Source organism: Arthrobacter ginkgonis (assembly GCF_039540195.1).
Lineage (GTDB): Bacteria > Actinomycetota > Actinomycetes > Actinomycetales > Micrococcaceae > Zafaria > Zafaria ginkgonis.
This window is the reverse complement of record NZ_BAABEO010000011.1, coordinates 82,943-102,483: the sequence shown is the minus strand read 5'-3', so window position 1 is coordinate 102,483 and position 19,541 is coordinate 82,943. Positions and strand designations below refer to the sequence as shown.

The 19,541-nt window shown below is 69.5% G+C and carries 22 protein-coding genes and 1 pseudogene; 13 read left to right on the top strand and 10 right to left on the bottom strand.

Annotation, left to right across the window (positions count from 1 at the left end; all coding sequences use genetic code 11):
• Window positions 1-38 precede the first annotated feature (38 nt).
• From hcaB to ABD912_RS08990, 3 genes are read left to right on the top strand one after another with little or no spacing between them, the layout of a single operon-like run.
• Window positions 39-890, top strand: a complete 852-nt coding sequence (gene hcaB, locus ABD912_RS09000; protein WP_345150166.1) for a 3-(cis-5,6-dihydroxycyclohexa-1,3-dien-1-yl)propanoate dehydrogenase — start codon at window positions 39-41, stop codon at window positions 888-890.
• Window positions 887-2,476 carry an AMP-binding protein gene (locus tag ABD912_RS08995; protein ID WP_345150165.1) on the top strand — a complete coding sequence of 530 codons (1,590 nt, stop codon included), beginning with the start codon at window positions 887-889 and terminating at the stop codon, window positions 2,474-2,476. Before hcaB ends, ABD912_RS08995 begins: the two co-directional genes overlap by 4 nt.
• Before the next feature lie 5 nt (window positions 2,477-2,481).
• The gene (locus tag ABD912_RS08990; RefSeq protein WP_345150164.1) at window positions 2,482-2,943 is read left to right on the top strand and encodes a hypothetical protein; all 462 of its coding nucleotides are present in this window, start codon (window positions 2,482-2,484) and stop codon (window positions 2,941-2,943) included.
• Window positions 2,944-3,069: 126 nt separating this feature from the next.
• Here the strand turns inward: ABD912_RS08990 and ABD912_RS08985 are convergent, their stop codons facing one another.
• A complete protein-coding gene (locus ABD912_RS08985) occupies window positions 3,070-3,882 on the bottom strand; it encodes an IclR family transcriptional regulator (protein WP_345150162.1) in 813 nt (270 codons plus the stop codon).
• Between the two features lie 161 nt (window positions 3,883-4,043).
• Here ABD912_RS08985 and ABD912_RS08980 point away from each other — a divergent pair, with 161 nt between their 5' ends.
• Window positions 4,044-4,634 (top strand): XRE family transcriptional regulator, encoded by a 591-nt coding sequence (locus tag ABD912_RS08980; protein ID WP_345150367.1) that lies wholly within the window; start codon window positions 4,044-4,046, stop codon window positions 4,632-4,634.
• Here ABD912_RS08980 and ABD912_RS08975 read toward each other — a convergent pair.
• A complete protein-coding gene (locus tag ABD912_RS08975; RefSeq protein ID WP_345150160.1) occupies window positions 4,631-6,148 on the bottom strand; it encodes an FAD-dependent oxidoreductase in 1,518 nt (505 codons plus the stop codon). The genes ABD912_RS08980 and ABD912_RS08975 overlap by 4 nt on opposite strands.
• Window positions 6,149-6,303: 155 nt before the next feature.
• Here ABD912_RS08975 and ABD912_RS08970 point away from each other — a divergent pair, with 155 nt between their 5' ends.
• The gene (locus ABD912_RS08970) at window positions 6,304-7,476 is read left to right on the top strand and encodes an alcohol dehydrogenase catalytic domain-containing protein (RefSeq protein ID WP_345150159.1); all 1,173 of its coding nucleotides are present in this window, start codon (window positions 6,304-6,306) and stop codon (window positions 7,474-7,476) included.
• Window positions 7,477-7,500: 24 nt separating this feature from the next.
• Window positions 7,501-7,965 (top strand): DUF4383 domain-containing protein, encoded by a 465-nt coding sequence (locus ABD912_RS08965; RefSeq protein ID WP_345150158.1) that lies wholly within the window; start codon window positions 7,501-7,503, stop codon window positions 7,963-7,965.
• 75 nt (window positions 7,966-8,040) lie between these two features.
• Here ABD912_RS08965 and ABD912_RS08960 read toward each other — a convergent pair whose 3' ends face one another.
• Both ABD912_RS08960 and ABD912_RS08955 read right to left on the bottom strand, forming a co-directional pair.
• Complete coding sequence (locus ABD912_RS08960; protein ID WP_345150156.1) at window positions 8,041-8,499, bottom strand: PaaI family thioesterase; 459 nt, start codon at window positions 8,497-8,499, stop codon at window positions 8,041-8,043.
• A 133-nt stretch (window positions 8,500-8,632) separates the two neighbouring features.
• Entirely contained in the window at window positions 8,633-9,496 is an 864-nt protein-coding gene (locus ABD912_RS08955) for a hypothetical protein (protein ID WP_345150154.1), read from the bottom strand.
• Between the two features lie 254 nt (window positions 9,497-9,750).
• Between ABD912_RS08955 and ABD912_RS08950 the strand changes: the two genes are divergently transcribed.
• Entirely contained in the window at window positions 9,751-10,569 is an 819-nt protein-coding gene (locus ABD912_RS08950) for an SGNH/GDSL hydrolase family protein (RefSeq protein WP_345150152.1), read from the top strand.
• A 94-nt stretch (window positions 10,570-10,663) separates the two neighbouring features.
• A complete protein-coding gene (locus tag ABD912_RS08945) occupies window positions 10,664-11,953 on the top strand; it encodes an MFS transporter (protein WP_345150150.1) in 1,290 nt (429 codons plus the stop codon).
• A 98-nt stretch (window positions 11,954-12,051) separates the two neighbouring features.
• On the opposite strand, the gene ald is transcribed toward ABD912_RS08945, so the two are convergent.
• Window positions 12,052-13,182, bottom strand: coding sequence for an alanine dehydrogenase (gene ald / locus ABD912_RS08940; protein ID WP_345150149.1), 1,131 nt, complete (start codon window positions 13,180-13,182; stop codon window positions 12,052-12,054).
• A gap of 180 nt (window positions 13,183-13,362) precedes the next feature.
• Between ald and ABD912_RS08935 the strand changes: the two genes are divergently transcribed.
• Together ABD912_RS08935 and ABD912_RS08930 are read left to right on the top strand one after the other, a co-directional pair.
• Complete coding sequence (locus tag ABD912_RS08935) at window positions 13,363-13,854, top strand: Lrp/AsnC family transcriptional regulator (protein WP_345150147.1); 492 nt, start codon at window positions 13,363-13,365, stop codon at window positions 13,852-13,854.
• A gap of 124 nt (window positions 13,855-13,978) precedes the next feature.
• On the top strand, window positions 13,979-14,644 hold the full coding sequence (locus tag ABD912_RS08930) for an NADPH-dependent F420 reductase (protein WP_345150145.1): 666 nt from the start codon (window positions 13,979-13,981) through the stop codon (window positions 14,642-14,644).
• Window positions 14,645-14,843: 199 nt separating this feature from the next.
• Here the strand turns inward: ABD912_RS08930 and ABD912_RS08925 are convergent, their stop codons facing one another.
• Window positions 14,844-15,104 carry a GlsB/YeaQ/YmgE family stress response membrane protein gene (locus ABD912_RS08925; RefSeq protein WP_345150144.1) on the bottom strand — a complete coding sequence of 87 codons (261 nt, stop codon included), beginning with the start codon at window positions 15,102-15,104 and terminating at the stop codon, window positions 14,844-14,846.
• A gap of 240 nt (window positions 15,105-15,344) precedes the next feature.
• On the opposite strand from ABD912_RS08925, the gene ABD912_RS08920 reads away from it, so the two are divergent.
• The 3 genes from ABD912_RS08920 to ABD912_RS08910 all read left to right on the top strand — a co-directional run bounded on the left by ABD912_RS08920 (window position 15,345) and on the right by ABD912_RS08910 (window position 16,833).
• Window positions 15,345-15,908, top strand: coding sequence for a Dps family protein (locus ABD912_RS08920; RefSeq protein WP_345150143.1), 564 nt, complete (start codon window positions 15,345-15,347; stop codon window positions 15,906-15,908).
• A gap of 68 nt (window positions 15,909-15,976) precedes the next feature.
• Window positions 15,977-16,171: a CsbD family protein gene (locus ABD912_RS08915; protein ID WP_345150142.1), complete on the top strand. Its 195-nt coding sequence runs from the start codon at window positions 15,977-15,979 to the stop codon at window positions 16,169-16,171.
• 83 nt (window positions 16,172-16,254) lie between these two features.
• Window positions 16,255-16,833 (top strand): cysteine hydrolase family protein, encoded by a 579-nt coding sequence (locus tag ABD912_RS08910; RefSeq protein ID WP_345150141.1) that lies wholly within the window; start codon window positions 16,255-16,257, stop codon window positions 16,831-16,833.
• A 106-nt stretch (window positions 16,834-16,939) separates the two neighbouring features.
• Here ABD912_RS08910 and ABD912_RS08905 read toward each other — a convergent pair whose 3' ends face one another.
• The 4 genes and pseudogenes from ABD912_RS08905 to ABD912_RS08885 form a co-directional block, all read right to left on the bottom strand.
• Window positions 16,940-17,359 (bottom strand): CBS domain-containing protein, encoded by a 420-nt coding sequence (locus ABD912_RS08905; RefSeq protein WP_345150140.1) that lies wholly within the window; start codon window positions 17,357-17,359, stop codon window positions 16,940-16,942.
• A gap of 338 nt (window positions 17,360-17,697) precedes the next feature.
• Complete coding sequence (locus ABD912_RS08900) at window positions 17,698-18,123, bottom strand: hypothetical protein (protein ID WP_345150138.1); 426 nt, start codon at window positions 18,121-18,123, stop codon at window positions 17,698-17,700.
• A pseudogene (locus ABD912_RS08895) lies at window positions 18,120-19,249 on the bottom strand (NRAMP family divalent metal transporter). The gene ABD912_RS08900 and the pseudogene ABD912_RS08895 overlap by 4 nt, the downstream one beginning before the upstream one ends.
• Window positions 19,237-19,533 (bottom strand): hypothetical protein, encoded by a 297-nt coding sequence (locus tag ABD912_RS08885; RefSeq protein WP_345150132.1) that lies wholly within the window; start codon window positions 19,531-19,533, stop codon window positions 19,237-19,239. The pseudogene ABD912_RS08895 and the gene ABD912_RS08885 overlap by 13 nt, the downstream one beginning before the upstream one ends.
• Window positions 19,534-19,541 lie beyond the last annotated feature (8 nt).

Below are 19,541 nucleotides of genomic sequence, written 5' to 3'. Positions count from 1 at the left end.
CAGCGGCCCGGGCGATCGGCGAATACAGAGAGGTAGACATGACCGGGATTTCGGGAGGCGGCTGGCTCGAGGGCGACGTCGCTTTCATCACCGGCGGAGGGTCCGGCATCGGCCGTGCCGTGGCCGACCGGTACCTGGCCGAGGGCGCGTCCGTCGCGATCTTCGGCCGCGGACAGGAGAAGCTCCAGGAAGTGGTCGACGCGTCGATCGCACCGGAGCGCATGCTGGCGATCGCCGGCGACGTCCGCGACACCGCCTCCCTGCACAGCGCCGTGCAGCGGACCGTGGAGAAGTTCGGAAAGCTGGACATCCTGGTGCCGAACGCCGGCATCTGGGACTTCAACCGTTCCGTGACCCGCCTGGGCGGCGAGGAGCTGGGCGCCACGTTCGACGAACTGTTCGCGATCAACGTCAAGGGTTACCTGCTGACCGTCGAGGCGGCCTGGCGCGAACTGGTCAAGACCCGCGGCAGCATCGTCATGACGCTCTCCAACGCCTCCTTCCACACCGCCGGAGGCGGCCCGATCTACACGGCCTCCAAGTTCGCCAGCCGCGGCCTGGTCAACCAGTTCGCCTACGAGCTGGCCCCGAAGATCCGCGTCAACGGCGTCGCCGTGGGCGGCATGAACACCGACCTGCGCGGGCCCGAGTCGCTCGGCCTGAAGGAACGCTCCATCGGCGCGTCCTTCGCCCGCTCGGAGATCACCGGCAACAACCCGCTGATCCCGCTGCACGACGCCTCGGTGGACCCGAGGGACTTCACCGGCTCCTACGTGCTGCTGGCCTCGCGCAGGAACTCCGGAAACATCACCGGCCAGATCATTCAGGCGGACGGCGGCATCGGCGTCCGTGGCTTCGGCGAGCGCGCCGCAGGAGGGGACGACCTATGACCACCGTTGACCGCAACCCCGTGCTCGGGTTCTCCCGCCAGGCGCGGTACTTCCCGAAGAACCCGGTCCTCGTGTACGAGGGCCAGGAACTGGACTACGGCCAGTTCCACGGGCAGGTCCGCCGGATGGCGACCGCGCTGGAGGACTTCGGGATCGAGCGCGGGGACCGGGTGGCCTACCTGGGCCTGAACTCCGCGACCTTCCTGACCACCATGCTGGCCGCCTGGTGGGTCGGGGCGGTGTTCGAGCCGTTCAACTTCCGGCTGGCCCCGCGCGAGGTCGAGGGCCTGCTAGCCCAGTCGAACCCGTCCATCCTGGTCACCGAGCCCTGCCACCAGGACGTCGTGGAGGCGCTGGCCGAGTTCGACGAGTTCGACGAGGACGCGATCGAACTGGTCCTGGTCGACAACGACCCGGCCGTGCCAGTCAAGGCCGAGATCCAAGGCCACTGGACGCTGCTGAGCGACTTCCTGGCCCGCGCGGACGGTGCGGACGGCGAGAAGCCGGCCCCCGCCGTCGTGCCGGCCGCCGAGGACGACCTGGCGATCCTGATGTTCACCTCCGGCACCACCGGCAAGCCCAAGGGCGTGCAGCTGACCTACGGGAACGTGTGGTGGAACTCCGTGAACGTCGACTCGCTGGTGGACACCCGGCGGGGGGACACCAACCTGGCCGTCGCGCCGCTGTTCCACATCGGCGGGCTGAACGCGCTGACCATCCGGTCGATCGTGCGCGGGGGCCGGACCGTGCTCCGGCGCACCTTCGATCCGCGCCAGACCCTGCGCGACATCCAGGACTTTCGCGTCAACCAGGCCTTCCTGGTCCCGGCGATGCTCTCGGCGATGCAGCAGACGGACGAGTTCAGCGAGGTGGAGATCTCCAGCCTGCGCGCCCTGATCTGCGCCGGCGCCCCGGTCCCTCCGGTGCTGCTCAAGCAGTACGAGGTCAAGGGTGTGCCGGTCCAGCAGGCCTGGGGACTGACCGAGACCGCCCCGTTCGCCACCTACCTGCCCACCGAACTGACCTACCAGAAGCCCGGATCCTGCGGCCTGCCCATGCCGTACACGGACGTCCGCATCGTGGACCCGGCCACCGGGCAGGACGCCCCGGCCGGGGCCACCGGCGAGATGTGGGTCCGCGGGCCCAACGTCACCGGCGGCTACTGGAACAACCCGGAGGCCACCGACGCGGCATTCTCCGAAGGCTGGTTCCGCTCCGGGGACATCGGCTACGAGGACGAGGACGGGTTCCTCTTCATCGTGGACCGGCTCAAGGACATGATCATCACCGGCGGCGAGAACGTCTACCCGGCCGAGGTCGAGCGCGCGCTGATGGAGTTCCCCGGAGTGGTGGACGTGGCCGTGGTCGGCGTGCAGGATGAGAAGTGGGGCGAATCCGTGGTGGCTGTCATGAGCTGCCAGGGCGGCAAGGTCCCCACCATCGAAGAGGTCCGCGACTTCAGCGCCAGGTATCTGGCCCGCTACAAGCTGCCCAAGCACCTGGTGCTCACCGGCACCGTGCCGCGCAACGGCGCCGGAAAGCTGGACAAGCCGGCCATCCGCGCATTGGTGAACAAGGAAAGGTAGGGTCCATGTCCGCTGACGAGGTCGACCTGCTCAAGTGGCCGGACCCGCTGCCATCCTCCTGGACGGCCGCGGAGATCCCCGCCCCCGACGGATGGCTCAAGGCCTGGTCCGTGACCCAGGACGGGGCCCCGCGGGGCGAGGTCAAGGCGGCGTTCGTCGCCGCGACCCGGCTGGCAGCCACCTATCCCGTGGGCGTGCGGGACCGCTTCGTCGAGCCCAGCGCCGACGCCACGGCCGAGGCACTGCAGCTGGTTTCCGAAAGGATCATGGCCGAGGATCCGGCCTGCCGCCGGCTGGTGCTGGCCACGGCCGAGGGGGACCTGGACGCGATCGCCCGCGGCGAGGCCGCCGGGTACCGCTACGTCGTCGACGTGGACGTGCCCGGCGAGTCGCTCTCGCTGCTCGCCGCCGAGCCGGACTGGGTGCTGGAGGAATCCCGGCACTTGGACGACGTCCCGACGCACTGACGCGCGGGGCAGGCCCTCTCGTGTCGACTTCGTCGCCACGAAGGGGACCCTGCTGCCCCGCGCTTACCGCCGCAAAGGCCCGGTGAGGGGGCCGCGGCGGCCAGCGGCAGGGGCGGGAGCCGGTTGCTAGGCGCCCTGCACCAGCCGCAGCTGGTGCTGCTGGCGCGCATTGACGGCGGCCATCGCCCGGGAGGCGGCGTAGCAGACCTTGCGCAGCACGTTGGCCTGGGAGGCCGGGTCGAACTTGCCGGCCGGGCCGGACACGGACAGCGCGGCGATCGGGCGGCCGTTGGGGCCCATCACCGGGGCAGCGATGCAGTTCAGGCCGGTGAGGATCTCCTCACGGTCGTAGGCCAGGTTGCTGCGGCGGACCTGATCCAGTTCGCGCCGGAACGCCTCCGGGTCGGTGATGGTGGCCGGGGTCCAGGCGGACAGCTCGCCGCGCAGCACCTCCTCGGCGGTCTCCGAGTCGTAGGCCAGCAGGACCTTGCCCACGGCGGTGCAGTAGGCCGGGGCGCGTCCGCCGATCCGGGAGGGGCTGCGCACCTGCAGGTGCCCGTACAGCTTGTTGAGGTAGACGACGTCGGTGCCCTGCAGCACGGCCAGGTGCACGGTCTGCTTGCTCAGTTCGTAGAGGTCGGCCAGGTACGGGGTCAGCGCATCGCGGATGCGTCCGTGGGAGGTGGTCTCCTGGCTGACTCCGAGGTTCTGGATCATCTTGCCCAGGCGGTACGCATTGCCCGCGCGCTCGACGGCGCCGTTGCGCTGGAGCATGCCCAGCAGGCGGAAGGCGGTGGACTTGGACAGGTCAGCGCGGCGGGCCAGCTCGCTGACTCCGACGCCGGTGAGCGCGTCGTTGCCGAAGGCGTTCAGCAGTGCCATGGCCTTGTCGACGGCGGCGCGGTCGTCGCGTGCGGCGTTCACGGTGGTGCGGCTCATGGTTTTTTCCTGCACAGCGGTTCTCCCGGGATTCAGCGGTTCTCTGCCTAATGGGCGTTCCGGTCACCGGAACGAATTCTCGCTATTCCAGTGTGATCCGCCCCCGAATGGATGTCAAACGTGACAGATGGTCACTTATAAGTGACACTTTTGCCGTGACCATGAACGACCTAGTCTCCCGCAACATTCGCCGCTTCCGTGCCGAGCGCGACCTTTCCCTCGGGGAACTGGCCCGCCGGGCGGAGGTCTCCAAGCAGACCCTGTCCAAAATCGAACAGGGCCAGGGCAACCCCACGGTGGAGACGGTCGAAAGCATCGGCCGGGCCCTCGGCGTGAGCTTCCGCCGGCTGGTGACCGAGTGGGGAACCCGCTCCCACGTCTCGCGTGCGGCGGAGGCGCAGTGGGTCTCCACCCCCACGGGGCAGAGCCGCCACCTGGACCAGATCTACGGGTCCGGCTACGTGCGCACGCAGATGGTCGTCGTCGAGGGCGGGCAGTCCCACGCCGTTCCGGCGCACGGGCCGGGCACGCTGCACCAGATCTACGTGGTGGAGGGGCAGGTGGAGGCCGGTCCGCGGAACGAGCTGCGGATCCTGGACGTCGGCGACTTCATGCGTTTCCCTGGGGACGTCGAGCACGTCTACCGCTGCACCGGAGGCCGTGCGGTGGCGCACCTGACCACCACCGCGCCGCAGGTGCCGCAGTTCTCACCCGACTTCGGCCAGGGGCCCGACGCCGGGTGGCCCGCCTAGGGCGTTCCCGGCGGAGCAGTGCCCAGGTCGGGATCATTTGGTGCGGGCGGCCGGTTGCGGGGGCTCGGCGGAAGGTTCCGGGTGGCCGGACCTTCCAGCAGGCACCCGTCCGGGGCGAACCGGGAACCGTGCAATGGGCAGTCCCAGCTCCGTTCCACGGCGTTCCAGTGCAGCCGCCCGCCCAGATGGGTGCAGCGCGGGGTGGCCCTCTGCACCGATTCGGCGATCAACCGGGAGACCACCCCGGCATTCAGCCGCGCCGTATCCGCCGCCCCCTCCATGTCCGGGTGCCTGCCATAGAGCCTTTCGGCCCACTCCAAGGAGGGGGCGGTGTCCTCCGTGGCGCGCCCGGCGCACAGCCGGGCCAGGTGCATCGCCGCCGCCACCCCGTTGGTCATGCCCCACTTGGCGAATCCGCTGGCGAACAGCACCGGGCTTGCGCCCAGGCCCGCCACCCTCAGCGGGCCCGCCATCGGCAGGCCGCCGACGGGGGAGTAGTCCTGGGCGGACCACGCATGGGTCTCCGCCAGGTCCGGAAACATCCTGTTGGCCCAGGCCCGGAGGTTGGCCAGGGGGACCGTTCCCGGGTCCCGCCCCACCACGTGGGAGGCCCCGCCGACCAGGAGCCGTTCGGTCCCGTCGGGGGAGGTGGTGGTGCGCAGCGACCGCCGCGGCCCGTCCAGGGAAATGAGCATGTCACCGGGCAGGTCCCCGGCGCCGGGATGCACCCTCCGGTAGGCCAGGATGTAGGAGCGTTCCGGATGGACCCGGGTGAAGACCAGGCCCCGGAGCAGTGTGGGGGTTCCAGTGGCCATGACCACCCGGCGGGCGCCCAGCCGGACCGGAGCCCGCCGCTCCGCCGGATGCCCGGGCCCGATGCGCACCGTGGGGGTGCCCGTGGCGGACACCCCAAGCACTCGGGCTCCCGCGACCACGGTTCCGCCGAGCCGGCGCACCTCCGCCACGGCCGCGGAGACGAAGTCCATGGGATCGAATTGGCGCTGGCCTTCCAGCCCCACCGCGCCGGCGAAGGGGAACGGCACCTCCAGACTGCCCGGACGGAGATCGAGTGCGGGCAGGCCGGCCGTTTCCAGCACCCTCAGGTCGTCTTCGAGCCTGGCCCGGCCGGTGGTGGTTTGGGCATAGGTGACGGCCCTGCGGGTCTGCATGTCCACGCCGAGGCCGCCGCACAGGCGCGCCAGCCAGTCCAGGGCGTCGGCGTTTGCGCGCACGTAGGCGTGGGCCACCTCGGCGCCGTGGCGGCGCAGGATGGTCCCGGCGCGGCCGGCGTGCAGGGCGGTGACCTTGGCGGTGGTGCGGCCGGTGGTCACCGCGCCGGGATGGCGTGCCTCCAGCACCACGACCCGCTGCCCGGCACGGAGCAGCATCAGGGCGGTGCACAGTCCGGTGATGCCCGCGCCGACGACGATCGTGTCGATCGTTCCGTCGGTGCCGCGGGGCAGGACGTCGCAGTCAGGGGGCACGCGCCCCTCCATCCAGAGCGGACCCGTCATGTCCCGTCCTTTCGTGGGTTCCCACAGTGAACCAACCCCTGCCGCCCCCCGCAAGGGATCCCGGGGCCGCCGGATACTCGGGTGCGACGCCTTCCCGTGCCGGTCCGGCTGTGCTTGACTGGGCTGCAACGGCCCCCAATCCGAGGAGGTCCGCCGTGAAGGCGTTGACCTGGCAGGGAAAACGGAAGATCGCCTATGAGGACGTGCCGGATCCCGTGATCCAAGAACCCGGGGATGCGATCATCCAAATCACTTCCACCGCGATCTGCGGTTCGGACCTGCACCTGTACGAACTCCTGGGTCCGTACATGAATCCCGGGGACGTCCTTGGTCACGAGCCCATGGGGACGGTGGTGCAGGTCGGATCCGGCGTCGAGCGGCTGAAGATCGGGGACCGGGTGGTGGTTCCCTTCAACATCGCCTGCGGGAACTGCTGGATGTGCGACCACGGGCTCCAGTCCCAATGCGAGACCACCCAAGTGGTCGCCCACGGAAAGGGCGCTGCCCTCTACGGCTATTCCCAACTCTACGGCAGCGTCCCCGGCGGCCAGGCGGAATTCCTGCGGGTCCCCTTCGCCGACTACGGGCCCCTCGTGGTCGGGCAGGACCTGCCCGACCACCGCTACCTTTTCCTCAGCGACATCCTGCCCACCGCCTGGCAGGCTGTGGAGTATGCGGCCGTCCCCGAGCGCGGGACGGTGGCGGTATACGGGCTGGGCCCCGTCGGGCAGTTGTGCGCCCGCATCGCCGCCTACCGCGGCTACCGCGTCTTCGGGATCGATCCGGTGCCCGAGCGGCGCGCCATGGCCGAACGGAACGGGACCGAATCCATGGATTTCACTCCCGACGCGCTGGCCAAGATCCGCGAAGCGACCGGGCGCGGTCCGGACGCCGTCGTGGATGCCGTCGGGATGGAGGCCCACGGTTCTCCCTTCGGAACCTTCCTCCAGGAAGGCGTGGGGCTGCTGCCTGACGCGATGGCCCGCAAGGCCATGGAAACCGTGTCGATCGACAGGACCGCCGTGCTGCACAGCGCGGTGGACTTGGTGCGCCGCGGCGGGACGATCTCGCTTAGCGGCGTCTATGCCGGCAAGGCCACCCCCATGCCGTTGCAGGACCTGTTCGACAAACAGATTCAGGTGCGCCAGGGCCAATGCAACGTCCGGCGGTGGATCGACCGGCTGCTTCCCCTGGCCGAGGATGACAGCGATCCGTTGGGCCTGGACGACCTGGTCACCCACACGGCCCCTCTGTCCGAGGGCCCCGGCCTGTACGAAATGTTTCAAAAGAAACAGGAGGGCTGCATCAAGGTGGTCCTCAAACCCTGAAATTGGCACCAAGGAAGGAACGCCATGGGTACCGTAGGAGTACCAGCTACCGGTGCAACCGGCCGCACCACCGTGCAGAAGGTGGCAATGGCTATAGGCGCCGTCTTCGTCCTCGTGGGCCTGCTGGGTTTCATTCCCGGCGTCACCACTAACTACGATCAACTCGCGTTCATCGGACACCACTCCACGGCCCTGCTGCTGGGGATCTTCCAGGTGTCTATCCTGCACAACATCGTTCACATCCTGATCGGTGTCGCCGGCCTGGCGCTCGCGCGCACCCCCGCAGGGGCCCGGAACTACCTCATTTGGGGCGGGGTGGTCTACCTGGTCCTGTGGCTCTACGGCCTGGTCATCGGCCACGACAGCGCAGCGAACTTCGTCCCCGTGAATATGGCGGATAACTGGCTGCACCTGTTCCTGGGGGCTGGCATGGTGGTCCTGGGGCTGCTCTTGGGCCGTCACGAGCGCACGGACGTCAGGCACGCATAAGGCAGGCCCGAAGCACGTCTGAAACGGGTAGGAGGGGCCGTCCACGGGGCGGTTCCTCCTCCTGCATGCGGGTGGCTAGCCGCGCTGGTCGGCGGTGGCGTAGGCGCTCGGAACCTCCAGGACGGCGAGCGTGCAGCGCGAGATGCACACCAGCTTGCCCGCCTCGTTGGTGAGCCTGACTTCCCACACGTGGGCACGGCGGCCGATGTTCGCCGCAGTGGCCTCTCCGTAGACCCAGTTGCCCGGGGCGACCGGGCGGATGTGGTTCGCGTTGATTTCCTGGCCCACCACGTGGAAGCGGGAGCGGTCGACCGCCAGGTACCCGGCCCAGGACGCCAGGGTCTCGGCGAAGGCCACCGAGGCCCCGCCGTGCAGGACCCCGGCGGGTTGGATGGTGCGCGCGTCGACGGGCATGCGGCCCTTAAGGGACGTGGGGGTCACCTCGGTGATTTCGATGCCCAAAGTCTCGTTGAGGCAGCCGAGGTTCTTCTCATTGAGCTCCTCGATGCCGACCTCGTCGTGCCAAATGCCCATGTCCGCCGCTCCTTTCGCGCGTCTGTCCGGTGCTGCGGGGCCGGTCGCCCCGGATGCCCAGTCCACCCTACGAGCGCCCCGCGCCCCGTTCCCGCCACCATGCCGTCCCACGGCACGAATGCGGCCCCGCGCGCTAGCCGTGCCCCGCGAGCCGGCGCAGGGCCGCGGGGGTGCCGAGTTCGGGCCGGTCGTCCGGATGGGTGAGGTAGTGTTCGACGGCGTTGAGCAGCAGGTTGGGGTCGGCGGTGAGGTACTGGACCGGAACCACCACGCGCTTGTGGCGCCGTTCCTGCAGGAAGTCCCGCCGCGCCGCCCGCCTGCTGTCCAGGCCGTCCCCGCCGGAGCGCCGCCGGACGGTGATGTAGGCCGGGCCGCGGTCCCCGAGCGGGACCCGGCCGCGCGGGTTCTCCGCCGCGACGGACTCGACGTCCTTCCAATAGACCTCGTTCATGCCGTCGGGGCCGGAGACCACGATCCGGCTGCGGGTCAGGTACACCCCCGGGGGATGGTCCGTGGCGGCGACGCGCGCCAGCCGCAGCCCCTCGCGCAGGATCCCGAAGCCGACCACCAGCAGCACCGCGGAGCCCAGCATTTGCAGCAGGCGGGGCTGGTCCCCGTGCAGCAGCAGGTACCGGGCCTCGAGCGCGAGCGCGGCGACCATGGTCACCACTCCCAGCCCCACCGTGACCGCGGACCCGACGGCGGTGGCGCCGGCCATCGCGAAGCGGGTGGCCGCGCGGCGCCCCGAGGAGGTCACCACCGAGGCGCTCTCCGGGGTGGGCACCGAGCCGTGCCGGCGGAACTCGCGAAGGATGGACACGGCCGCGGCGGCGCCCAGGGCGAGCATGGAGACAGCGAAGAGAAGGTGGTCCATCAGGAGGGCGGCCACGGCCAGGGCCAGCAGGAAGGAGGCGACGACGAACGCCGGCACCAGGTGGTGTGCCAGCTTCCGGCCCCGGTGGCGGGGCAGCCAAATCGCGGGGCGAAGGTCGGCCATGGCCCCAGCCTAACCGCCGAGGGCCCCGCGTCGAGCGAAGCGAGGCGTGGGAGGCGTGGGAGGCGGTAACCCGGGTGGACCGGAGCATCCGGAATCAACCCGTGGTTGTACGGGCAGGGGTTTTCCCGATGCCCGGGTCCCACCGCGTCCGGGCCGGATACGGCGGCGCCGGCGTGCAGCCTTCGGCCCGCAGTTCATGGCGTGTTCGCCCGGCCGTCGAGACCCGGCCTTTTTCGGCGTCTAGCATCGCGGGCATGGCAGGGCGGTTCGTCGCGATCGGCGACTCCTTCACCGAGGGCGTGGGCGACTGGGACGTGAGGTTCCCCAACGGCGTGCGCGGATGGGCGGACCGGGTCGCGAAGCAACTCTCCAAAGCGGACCCCGAATGGGAGTACGCCAACTTGGCGATCCGCAGCAGGCGGCTGGCCCGGATTGTCGACGAGCAGATCGGCCCCGCGCTGGCGTGCGAGCCGACGCTGGTGTCCTTCTACGCCGGAGGCAACGACTTGCTGGAGCTGCGCCAGGACATGGGGGCCCTGCTGGCGCTCTACGGGGAGGCGGTCGCCCGGCTCTGCGCCTCTGGGGCGCAGGTCCTGCTCTTCACCGGGTTCGACGTTCCGCTCAGCCCGATGCTGGAACGCATGAGGCGGCGCAACCACGTCTTCAATGCGGAGGTGCGCCGCCTCGCCGCGGAACACGGGGCCACCCTGGTGGACTATTGGGCGTGGGACGCCTACCGGGACCGGCGCATGTGGGACACCGACCGGCTGCACATGAACCGGGCCGGGCACCGCTACCTGGCCATCCGCGTGCTGGACCTGCTAGGCGTGCGCCACCGGCTGGCGTTCGAGCCGTTCGGCCCTGCCGAGCGCCTCGGCCCCGGCGCCGCGGCGCTGCGCGAGGCCGAATGGCTGCGCCAGTGGGTGCTCCCCATGTTCGGGCGCCGGATGCGGGGGATCACGCTGGGGGATGCCCTCTCACCGCGCTGGCCGGAGCCTGTCCGCCCGGCCGAGGGCCTGAAGAAGCTGTACCGGGCGCAGCTGCTTGACCGGCCTAAAATGGACGAACCATGAACTCACTCCGCAAATACACCAAGCCCCTGACATGGGCACTGATCGTTGCGATGGTTGCCTCTGCAGGTGCCGGACTGATCTCGAGCCTCATCTGATGGACGGCGCCGGGGAAGCGTCCGGACAACCTGGCATCGCGAGCCCGGGCGCGCCCGTCCCGGAGGCGCTGGCCGAACCGGTCCGGCGCGTGGGCCCCGGCTGGGTCACCGGCCTGGTCCTGGTCAACGTCGGGATCAACACGGCGTTTTTCGCGCCCCTGAACGTGCTGCTCGGTCTGCAGGCCACCGCGCTGGACCCGGGACACAAGGAGGCCATCCTCTCCTTGGTGACCGCCTGCGGGGCCGCCGTCGCGCTGGTAGCCAACCCGCTGTTCGGCGCGCTTTCCGACCGCACCACCTCCCGGATGGGCCGGCGCTCGCCGTGGATCCTGGCCGGGGCCGTCCTGGGCGTCGCGGGCCTGCTGTCGCTGTCCGGAGCCGGGGCAGTCGCCGCGCTGCTGCTCTTCTGGTGCCTGGTCCAGGCCGGGGCGAACGCGGCCTACGCGGCCATCACCGCAGCCATCCCGGACCGCGTGCCGGTGCCCCAGCGCGGGCGGGTCGGCGGCTTGGCCGCGATGGGGCAGACCGCCGGCATCATGCTCGGCTCCGTCATCGGCTTCGTGATCTCCGGGAACGTCGCGCTCGGCTACTGGATCTGCGCAGCCGCGCTGGCCGTATCCGTGGTGCCTTACCTGCTCCGTCCCGACGACCCCGCGCTGCCGCGCCGGCTGCGCGGGCCCTTCCGCTGGGGCAGCTTCCTCGGTGGTTTCTGGATCAATCCGCTCCGGCACCGCGACTTCGGCTGGGCCTGGCTGACGCGCTTCATGATGAACGTCGGCAACCAGTTGACCATCGTCTACCTGCTCTTTTTCCTCACCGACGTGATCGGGCATCCGGACCCGGCCCTCGGCGTGCTGGTGCTCACCGGCATCTATGCGGTCCTGGTGATCGTCGGGGCGGTGCTGGCCGGCCCGTGGAGCGACCGCACCGGCAAGCGCCGGATCTTCGTCACCGTGTCCTCGGTGGTGATCGCCTGCTCGGCGCTGACCATGGCGCTCTTCCCGGTCTGGCCCGGCGCGGTCGCGGGAGCGGCGCTGCTGGGGCTGGGCTTCGGCACCTACCTTGCGGTGGATTTCGCCCTGCTCACCCAGGTGCTGCCCTCGGCTGCGGCGCGGGGCAAGGACATGGGGGTGATCAACGTGGCCAACGCCCTGCCGCAGGTCATCGCCCCGGCGATCGCCCTGGTTGCGGTGAAGTTCCTTGGCGGGTACACCGCGCTGTTCGTCGTCGCGGCCCTGATCGGACTCGGCGGGGCGGCCCTGGTGCGCAACATCAAGTCGGTGCCCTAGGTTTAGGTGCCCCAGGAGGCACGCGCAGCACGACGCCGGGGCCGCCCTCCGTGCGGAAGGCGGCCCCGGCGTCGTGCTGTTCGAGTCGTGCTGTCAGATCAGCCAGCGAGGGCGGGCTCGGCGAGCACCGCGGAGACGGGCGTGTACTCGAGGCCGTGGGCCTCTGCCACCGGCGCGAAGGTGACGTGTCCGGCGTGCACGTTCAGGCCCGCGGCCAGGCCGGCATCCTCGCGCAGCGCGGCGCGCCAGCCCTTGGAGGCGATCTTCAGGGCGTAGGGAAGCGTCGCGTTGGTCAGCGCAGCGGTGGAGGTCTGTGGGACCGCACCGGGCATGTTGGCCACGCAGTAGTAGACGGCGTCGTGGACCTTGAAGGTCGGCTCGGCGTGCGTCGTCGGGCGGGAACCCTCGAAGCAGCCGCCCTGGTCGATGGCGATGTCCACCAGCACCGAGCCCGGGCGCATCCTGGAGACCATCTCCAGGGTGACCAGCTTCGGGGCCGCCGCGCCCGGAATCAGCACGGAGCCGATGACCAGGTCCGCGGCGGCGACCTCTGCGGCGATCGTGAACTGGGAGGAGGCAAGGGTCTTGATGCGGCCGTTGTGGGCCGTGTCGATCTCCTTCAGGCGCGCCAAGCTGATGTCGATGATGGTGACATCGGCTCCCATGCCGGCGGCGATGACCGCCGCGTTCTCCCCGGCGACGCCGCCACCGATGACGACGACCTTGGCGGGACGGGTGCCCGGCACGCCGCCCATGAGGATTCCGGCTCCGCCGTTGGGCTGCTGCAGGTGCACCGCGCCGATCTGGGCGGCCAGCCGGCCGGCGACCTCGGACATCGGGGCCAGCAGCGGCAGGGCGCGGCCGGCGGTGACGGTCTCGTAGGCGATCGCCGTGGTGCCGGCGGCGAGCAGGGCCTCGGTGCATTCGCGGGAGGCGGCCAGATGCAGGTAGGTGAAGAGGATCTGGTCCTTGCGCATCCGGTGGTACTCGGCGGCGATGGGTTCCTTGACCTTGAGCACCAGGTCCGCGGCCGCCCAGGTCTCGTCCGCCGTGGCGGCGATCCGGGCGCCAGCGGCGACGTAGGTCTCGTCCGGGATGCCGGAGCCGACGCCCGCGCCGGTCTCGACCACCACCAGGTGGCCGCGGGCGACGAACTCAGAGACGCCCGCGGGGGTGATGGCCACGCGGAACTCGTTGTTCTTGATTTCCTTGGGGATGCCGATAATCACTTCAGGACTCCTTCTTGCGGTGCCGCAATGCGTACGTGGGGTGTTGGCCGGACCGGGGTCCGCCGACGCGGTTATTGGTTCCAGTATTAGGCTTTCTGCGGCCCTTATGATCTTGTGCGGAATTTTCTGCGGCAAGTATGCTGGAACCTGCAAATAAGTGCGGAATCAAGAGGTGTGACTGTGGCCACAACGAAAGATGTTCGGGGCCGTGAGGTCGTCGAACTGGATGAGATCGACCGCCGCCTGCTCGGCCTCCTGCTGGACGACGCGCGGCGGCCCAACAATGCCCTCGCGGCCGATCTGGGCATAGCCCCCTCCACGTGCCTGGCCCGCCTGAACGCCCTGCAGAAGACCGGCGTGATCCGCAAATTCACGCTGGATATCGACCCCGAGGTGCTCGGGCACGCCCTGGAGGCCCTGATCTCCGTGCGCATCAGGGCCGGCGCCCGCCACCTCATGGCGGCGTTCGCGGAGGAGATTCGTTCGCTGCCCGGCGTGACCCAGTTGTTCTTCCTGGGCGGCACCGACGACTTCCTGATCCACGTGGCGGTCAAGGATTCCAACGACGTGCGACAGTTCGTGCTGGACCACCTCTCCGCCAACCCGGCGGTGGCCTCCACGCAGACCTCGCTGGTGTTCGAGCACAACCGCGGCACGGTTCCTTGGGTCTGAACGCGGGCCCCGATCCTGAACATGGCCCGCGGTCCGGACCCCGGGGAGCTGGGGTCGGGCCAGCCGTTGTCCCCGGCTCGGGGCGGGGCTAGTCTCGGTCCGGGGACGGCCGAAGGGGACTGCCATGGACATCGGGGTCATTGGGACGGGAATCGTTGGGCGCACGCTGGCCTCCGGGTTGGCGGCCGTCGGGCACCGGGTGGCCGTGGGCACCCGCGACGTGCAGGCCACGGTGAACAGGCATGGGCCGGAATCGGACTTCCAGGACTGGCTGTCCGCCCACCCCGGCATCCGCCTGCAGCGATTCATTGACGCGGCGGCCGGCGCGGAGTTGGTGGTGAACGCGACCGCCGGGCGCCATTCGCTCGAGGCCCTCCAGGCCGCCGGTGCGGCGAATCTGGACGGCAAGGTGCTGCTGGATGTGGCCAACCCGCTGGACCCCTCCCAGGGTTTCCCGCCCCGGTTGGATCCCGTGGACGTGGACAGCCTCGGCGAGCGGATCCAGCGCGCCTTCCCGAACGCGCGGGTGGTCAAGTCCCTGAACACGATGAGCGCGCCCCTGATGGTGGACCCTGACCAGGCCCGGCCGGCGCATACCGCCTTCGTTTCCGGCAACGATGCCGGGGCCAAGGAAATCGTCCTCGGGCTGGTGCGCGGACTGGGGCACGCGGACGTGATCGACCTGGGTGGCATCGAAACCGCGCGCGGCCCGGAAATGTACCTGGGGCTATGGGTGCGCCTGTTCGGCGCGCTGGGGACGCCCGAGTTCAACCTCCGGATCATTCGGTAGGCGGATGGGGCGCGGGCGGCTCGGACCCGGCAGACCACAAAGAGGAAACGACAAAGAAACGGGTGGGGCCCGGACCGATCGGTCCGGGCCCCACCCGCTTATCACGGACCCTCTGCGGTAGTGGCGGCGGCCGGACCCCAACGGGGCTCAGGCGCCGGGTCCGGCCGCCGGGACTTGGGAGTGGGATGGGGAAAAGGGGTCAGGCCCTCTTGCGGGTGAAGAAGCCCCACACGACGAGCACCAAGAGGGATCCCAAGATGGCCACGATCCAAGTCTGGAGGGACCAGAAGTTCTCGAGGCCGACATTGAAGACAACGCTGCCGATCCATCCGCCGATCAGCGCGCCGACGACGCCGAGCAACATGGTGACGAGCCAACCGCCACCTTGCTCGCCCGGCTTGATGGCCTTAGCGATCGCGCCGGCGATCAGGCCCAGAATGATCCAACCGATGATTCCCATGGGGTTCTCCTTGGGGTTTGGGATTCTTGGTTTGTACGGGGCATTCCACTTAGCTGTAAGCTACCTCACATTGTCCCTCTTTGTTCCCTAATCTCCCAGAAATTTTTGTCGGACCTTGGGCGGGTTCCACGGGTGGCGGGCCCCACCCTTGGCACCAAGGCCACTGGACTTGCCACGCGATGGCACCTAGGTTGAGGAACGAGCCGCCGACCAGCGGTGGCGTAACGTGAGGAGAACTTGATGGCCGCCACAAACGGCACGACAGCAGGATTCACGGTTCCGGGCCTGGAACTCAAGGAAGGCCGCGAGGTGGCCAGGATCCTTCAAAACCGGCTCTATGCGCTCAACGATCTGCAGTTGACGCTCAAGCATGCGCACTGGAACGTCGTGGGCCGTGACTTCATCGGCGTCCACGAAATGCTGGATCCGCAAATCACCTTGGTACGTGCCATGGTGGACGCGACCGCCGAGCGCATTGCGACCCTCGGTGTGTCTCCGAACGGCCTACCCGGGCAGTTGGTGTCCGAGAGGGAGTGGGACGACTACGCGATTGGCCGGGCCGGTACCGCAGAGCATTTGGCCGCCTTGGACGTGGTCTACAACGGGGTCGTGTCCAGTCACCGCGAGGCCATTGAAAAGGTCGGGGAAATCGACCCGGTCACCGAGGACATGTTGATTGGGCAGACCGCCGAGCTGGAACAGTTCCAGTGGTTCCTGCGCGCCCATCTGGAGGACCCCTCAGGCAAGCTCGAGCACAAGGAGGCGAAGACGGAGAAGTCGGCGGCCGCCCATACGAAGAAGTAACGGCGGCGCCAAACCGCATATCCGACCGACGGCGGCCGTGCCGGCCGCACTGACGAAAGGAGCTCCCGATGGGACTGGGAGACAAGATGCAGAACAAGGGCGAGGAGCTCGCCGGCAAGGCCAAGGAAGCCGTGGGCGACGCCACCGACAACCCGCGCCTCGAGGCCGAGGGCCAGGCCGACCAGGCTTCGGCCAAGGTCAAGCAGGCGGGTGAAGACGTCAAGGATGCGGCCAAGGACGTCAAGAGGGACCTGACCGACTGACCCTGACGCAGCGGAGGGTGGCCCGGGCTGATCCTCGGCCACCCTCCGGTCATGAGCCGGGGTCCTAGGGCGAAAGGAGCCGCGTGGAGCAAACGACGCTGAGCCGCGCTGCACTGGTGGTCATCGACCTGCAGAACGGTTTTTTCGAGGATCCCGTGCTTGCGCGGGAGCGGCCCCGCATCGTGGACGCCACCAACGCCCTTGCCGAGCGGGCCCGGGCGGCCGGTGCGCCCGTGTTCACCGTCGTCACGGAGCACGCCCGGGACCGATCCACGTGGACGCTTAACATGCGCGACGATGATCAGGGGTTCAACTTCGAGGGAACCACCCAGGCTTCACTGCTGTCCGACCTCCACCTGCCGGGCAGCCACTGCGTCGTCAAACTGCGCGACAGCGCGTTCCTGAACACCGACCTGGCACAGCGCCTCCGTCTGGCCGGGGTCGGGAGGGTGCTGCTGACAGGGGTATCGACGCAAAGCTGCGTGGCGCAGACCGGCGCGGACGCCTTTGCCCATGATTTCCGGGTGGCGTACGCGACGGACGCGATCGGCTCGCCGCAGCCGCAGCTGGGGTCCCAGATCCTGAACTTCATCTGTGAGGAGTACCGGCAGGATTGCCTCGCCGGCGCGGCCGCGGAGCATTGGTTGCGCGGCCGGAGCTGAGCGCCGCGGGCATAGGCCTCTACCCATGGCACCCTCCACCCGCGGCTGTGCTCCGGCAGCCTGCGAAGCTGCCGGAACGCCGCCGTGAAGGCCGAGTCGCGAAGCGTCAGCGGTGGTGCGAGATGATCTCCACCAGCTCGCCGACCTTGTCCTTCGTGTAGCAGAGGGCGATGTCGGCCTGGCTGAGGAAGCCGACCAGCCGGTGCTCTTCGACCACCGGCAGCCGGCGGATCATGTGCTCCTCCATGAGAGCGATAGCCTTGTCGACCGAGTCGTCGGGGCCCACCACCACGGGCTTGCCCTGGGCCAGGTCCCTAGCCAGGGTGTCGCGCGGATCGTTGCCAAGGGCCACGCACTTCGCCACGATGTCGCGGTCGGTCAGCATCCCCTTGAGCCTCTGGTCCTGGCCGCAGATGGGCAGCGAGCCCACATCCAGCTGGACCATCTTGCGGGCGGCCGCCTCGAGGGTTTCGTTCTCCCCGATACATTCGGCGTGCCCGGTCATGATTTCCCGTACCGTGGACATTTCCAGATCATCTCCTTGGACTAGCGGGTTGTGCGGGCACACAAGCGCCCGCGTGGATGCGCATCTGGTGTCTTTGACGCTAGACCTCCCGATACCCGACCTCAAGGGCTCGCGGGCACAACATTTGGGGTGGGGAACCGTGCCGATCAGGGGCCGCGGCCCGGAAGCCGCGGATCGTACCGGCGGGCGTCCTGCCGCAGCACCACCTCCGGCCCCACGCTCTCCACGTCCGGCCAGAGCACCAGGAAGCTTCCCCGGGCCCGGTCAGCGCGACCCGCACGTCCGCGACCAAACCCAGCTTGGGGCCGTCGTGCGCGTGGACCGGCCGGCCCAGTATCTCAGTCAGGAGCATGGCGCCCTCCCGGGATCCGGGCGATCACGTGGTCCCGCAGCCAGTGCTCCACCCACCGCACCGAAAGTCCGGCTCCGCGGGTGCGCAGCCGCAGCACGGTGCCGACCTCGCCGAGGTCTGTCCACGGGATCCGTTCCAGCCGATCGGTTGGGGGGTGCCCCCCGAACAGGCGCGTGGCGAGGACCGGCCCGGCGAGCAGGTCGGTAACCGCCGGCGGTGCTGACCCCGGCGGAATCGGCCGGCCGTCGCCGGGCAGGTCGATCCACAGATCGTCCACCGTGCACACCGGGACCCCCTCGGTGTCGAGGATCTGGCGGTCAAGGAGGTGCAGCGTGGCGTCCAGGGCTGCGCCGGCCGGCCGTGGGGCGGTGGGCAGGGGCGCGGCGGGCAGGGACGGGCGGGGCCGGCTCATGCCCCGGCCCCCGTGACGATCATGAATGGGATGGCAGCGAAGGCGGCCAGCAGGATCACCCCCAGGTAGAAGGTTCCAAGGGCGTTGAGGAAGCGCCCGTTGACGGCTGCGCCCATGTACTCGGGGTCGTTGGCCACAACAAGGATGGGGATGTAGGTCAGCGGCAGGGCGACGGCGGAGAAGACCACGGACAGCTCCGTCACCAGTACCGGGTCGACGCCGGTGGCGAGGATGCCGAGACCGGCCAGCAGGGTCGCGACCATCGCGACGTGGAAGCGCGCGGCGTCCACGGGGCGGCGGTACTTGCCCCAGGACCAGCCGAAGTATTGGGCCAGGGTGTAGCCGCTGGACAACGTGGTTTCCAGCGCCGCGCCGAAGGTGGCCGCGAGGATGCCCACCAGGACGACCACCAGCCCGATGCGTCCGGCGGCTTCGGCCACCGGCAGGACCACCTGGGACAGCGGTTCGACGCCGATCTGCCGCGGCAGCAGCACGACGGCGGCGCAGGCGGCGATGGAACGGGAGAGCAGGCCGCCGAGGGGAAAGCCCGCGAGCACGTTGATCCGCGATTGGACGACGTCCTTCGGTGACCACTTTTCCTCGACGGCGCCGGAGGAGAAGAAGAAGACCTCGTAGGGGGTCATGGCCGCCCCGAACAGGGCCACCGCGTAGTACCAGTACGTCCACGTGCTTTCCCCCTCCGGAACGATGGGGGACAGCGCCGCACTCGCCAGATGACCAGCCACACCAGGAAAGCGGCCACGGGGATCCACGCGAGGTAGTGGATTCCGGAGGCCAGCTGCAGGACCAAGGCGATGCCGCCGACCTCCGCAGCGACGGTCATCAGGTTGATCAGGAAGGACGCCGCCAGGTTGGTTGCCGCGGTGCGGGCGCCGAGGCATTCGCGGATGATTTCGAACGTGGCCCGGCCGCTGACGGCGGCCACCTTCCCGGCCATGTGGGCGTAGGCGCAGATCCCGACGACGCCGACCACCACCCAGGCCAGCCCGAGCCCGAACCGGGCTCCGACGACGGCGTTCGTGACCAGGTCGCCGATGTCGACGAAGCCGCCGATCGCCGTGAGGATGCCGAGGGCTACGCCCAGCAGACGATTCACGGGGACCATTCGGCGGCCTGGGCGGCCTGGGCGGCCTGGGCGGCCTGGGCGGCCAGCTCGGCGGCCTGCTCGGCCAAGAGGTCAGCGATGGCCGGTCCGGGTTCCCCGGTGGAGCCCTCGCCGCCGTCGAGCAGGGCTGGATCGAAGCTGCCCTCGAGGTAGGCCCGGGTGGCCGCCAGGGCCAGTACCGCATCGTCAATGAGGTCCAGCGCCCGCGCTTGGTCGGCAGCCTCCCCCGGTGTGTCGGGGGAAGCCGTGGCGATCCCGGCGGAGGCCTCCGTCGCTTGGTCCATGCTGTCGG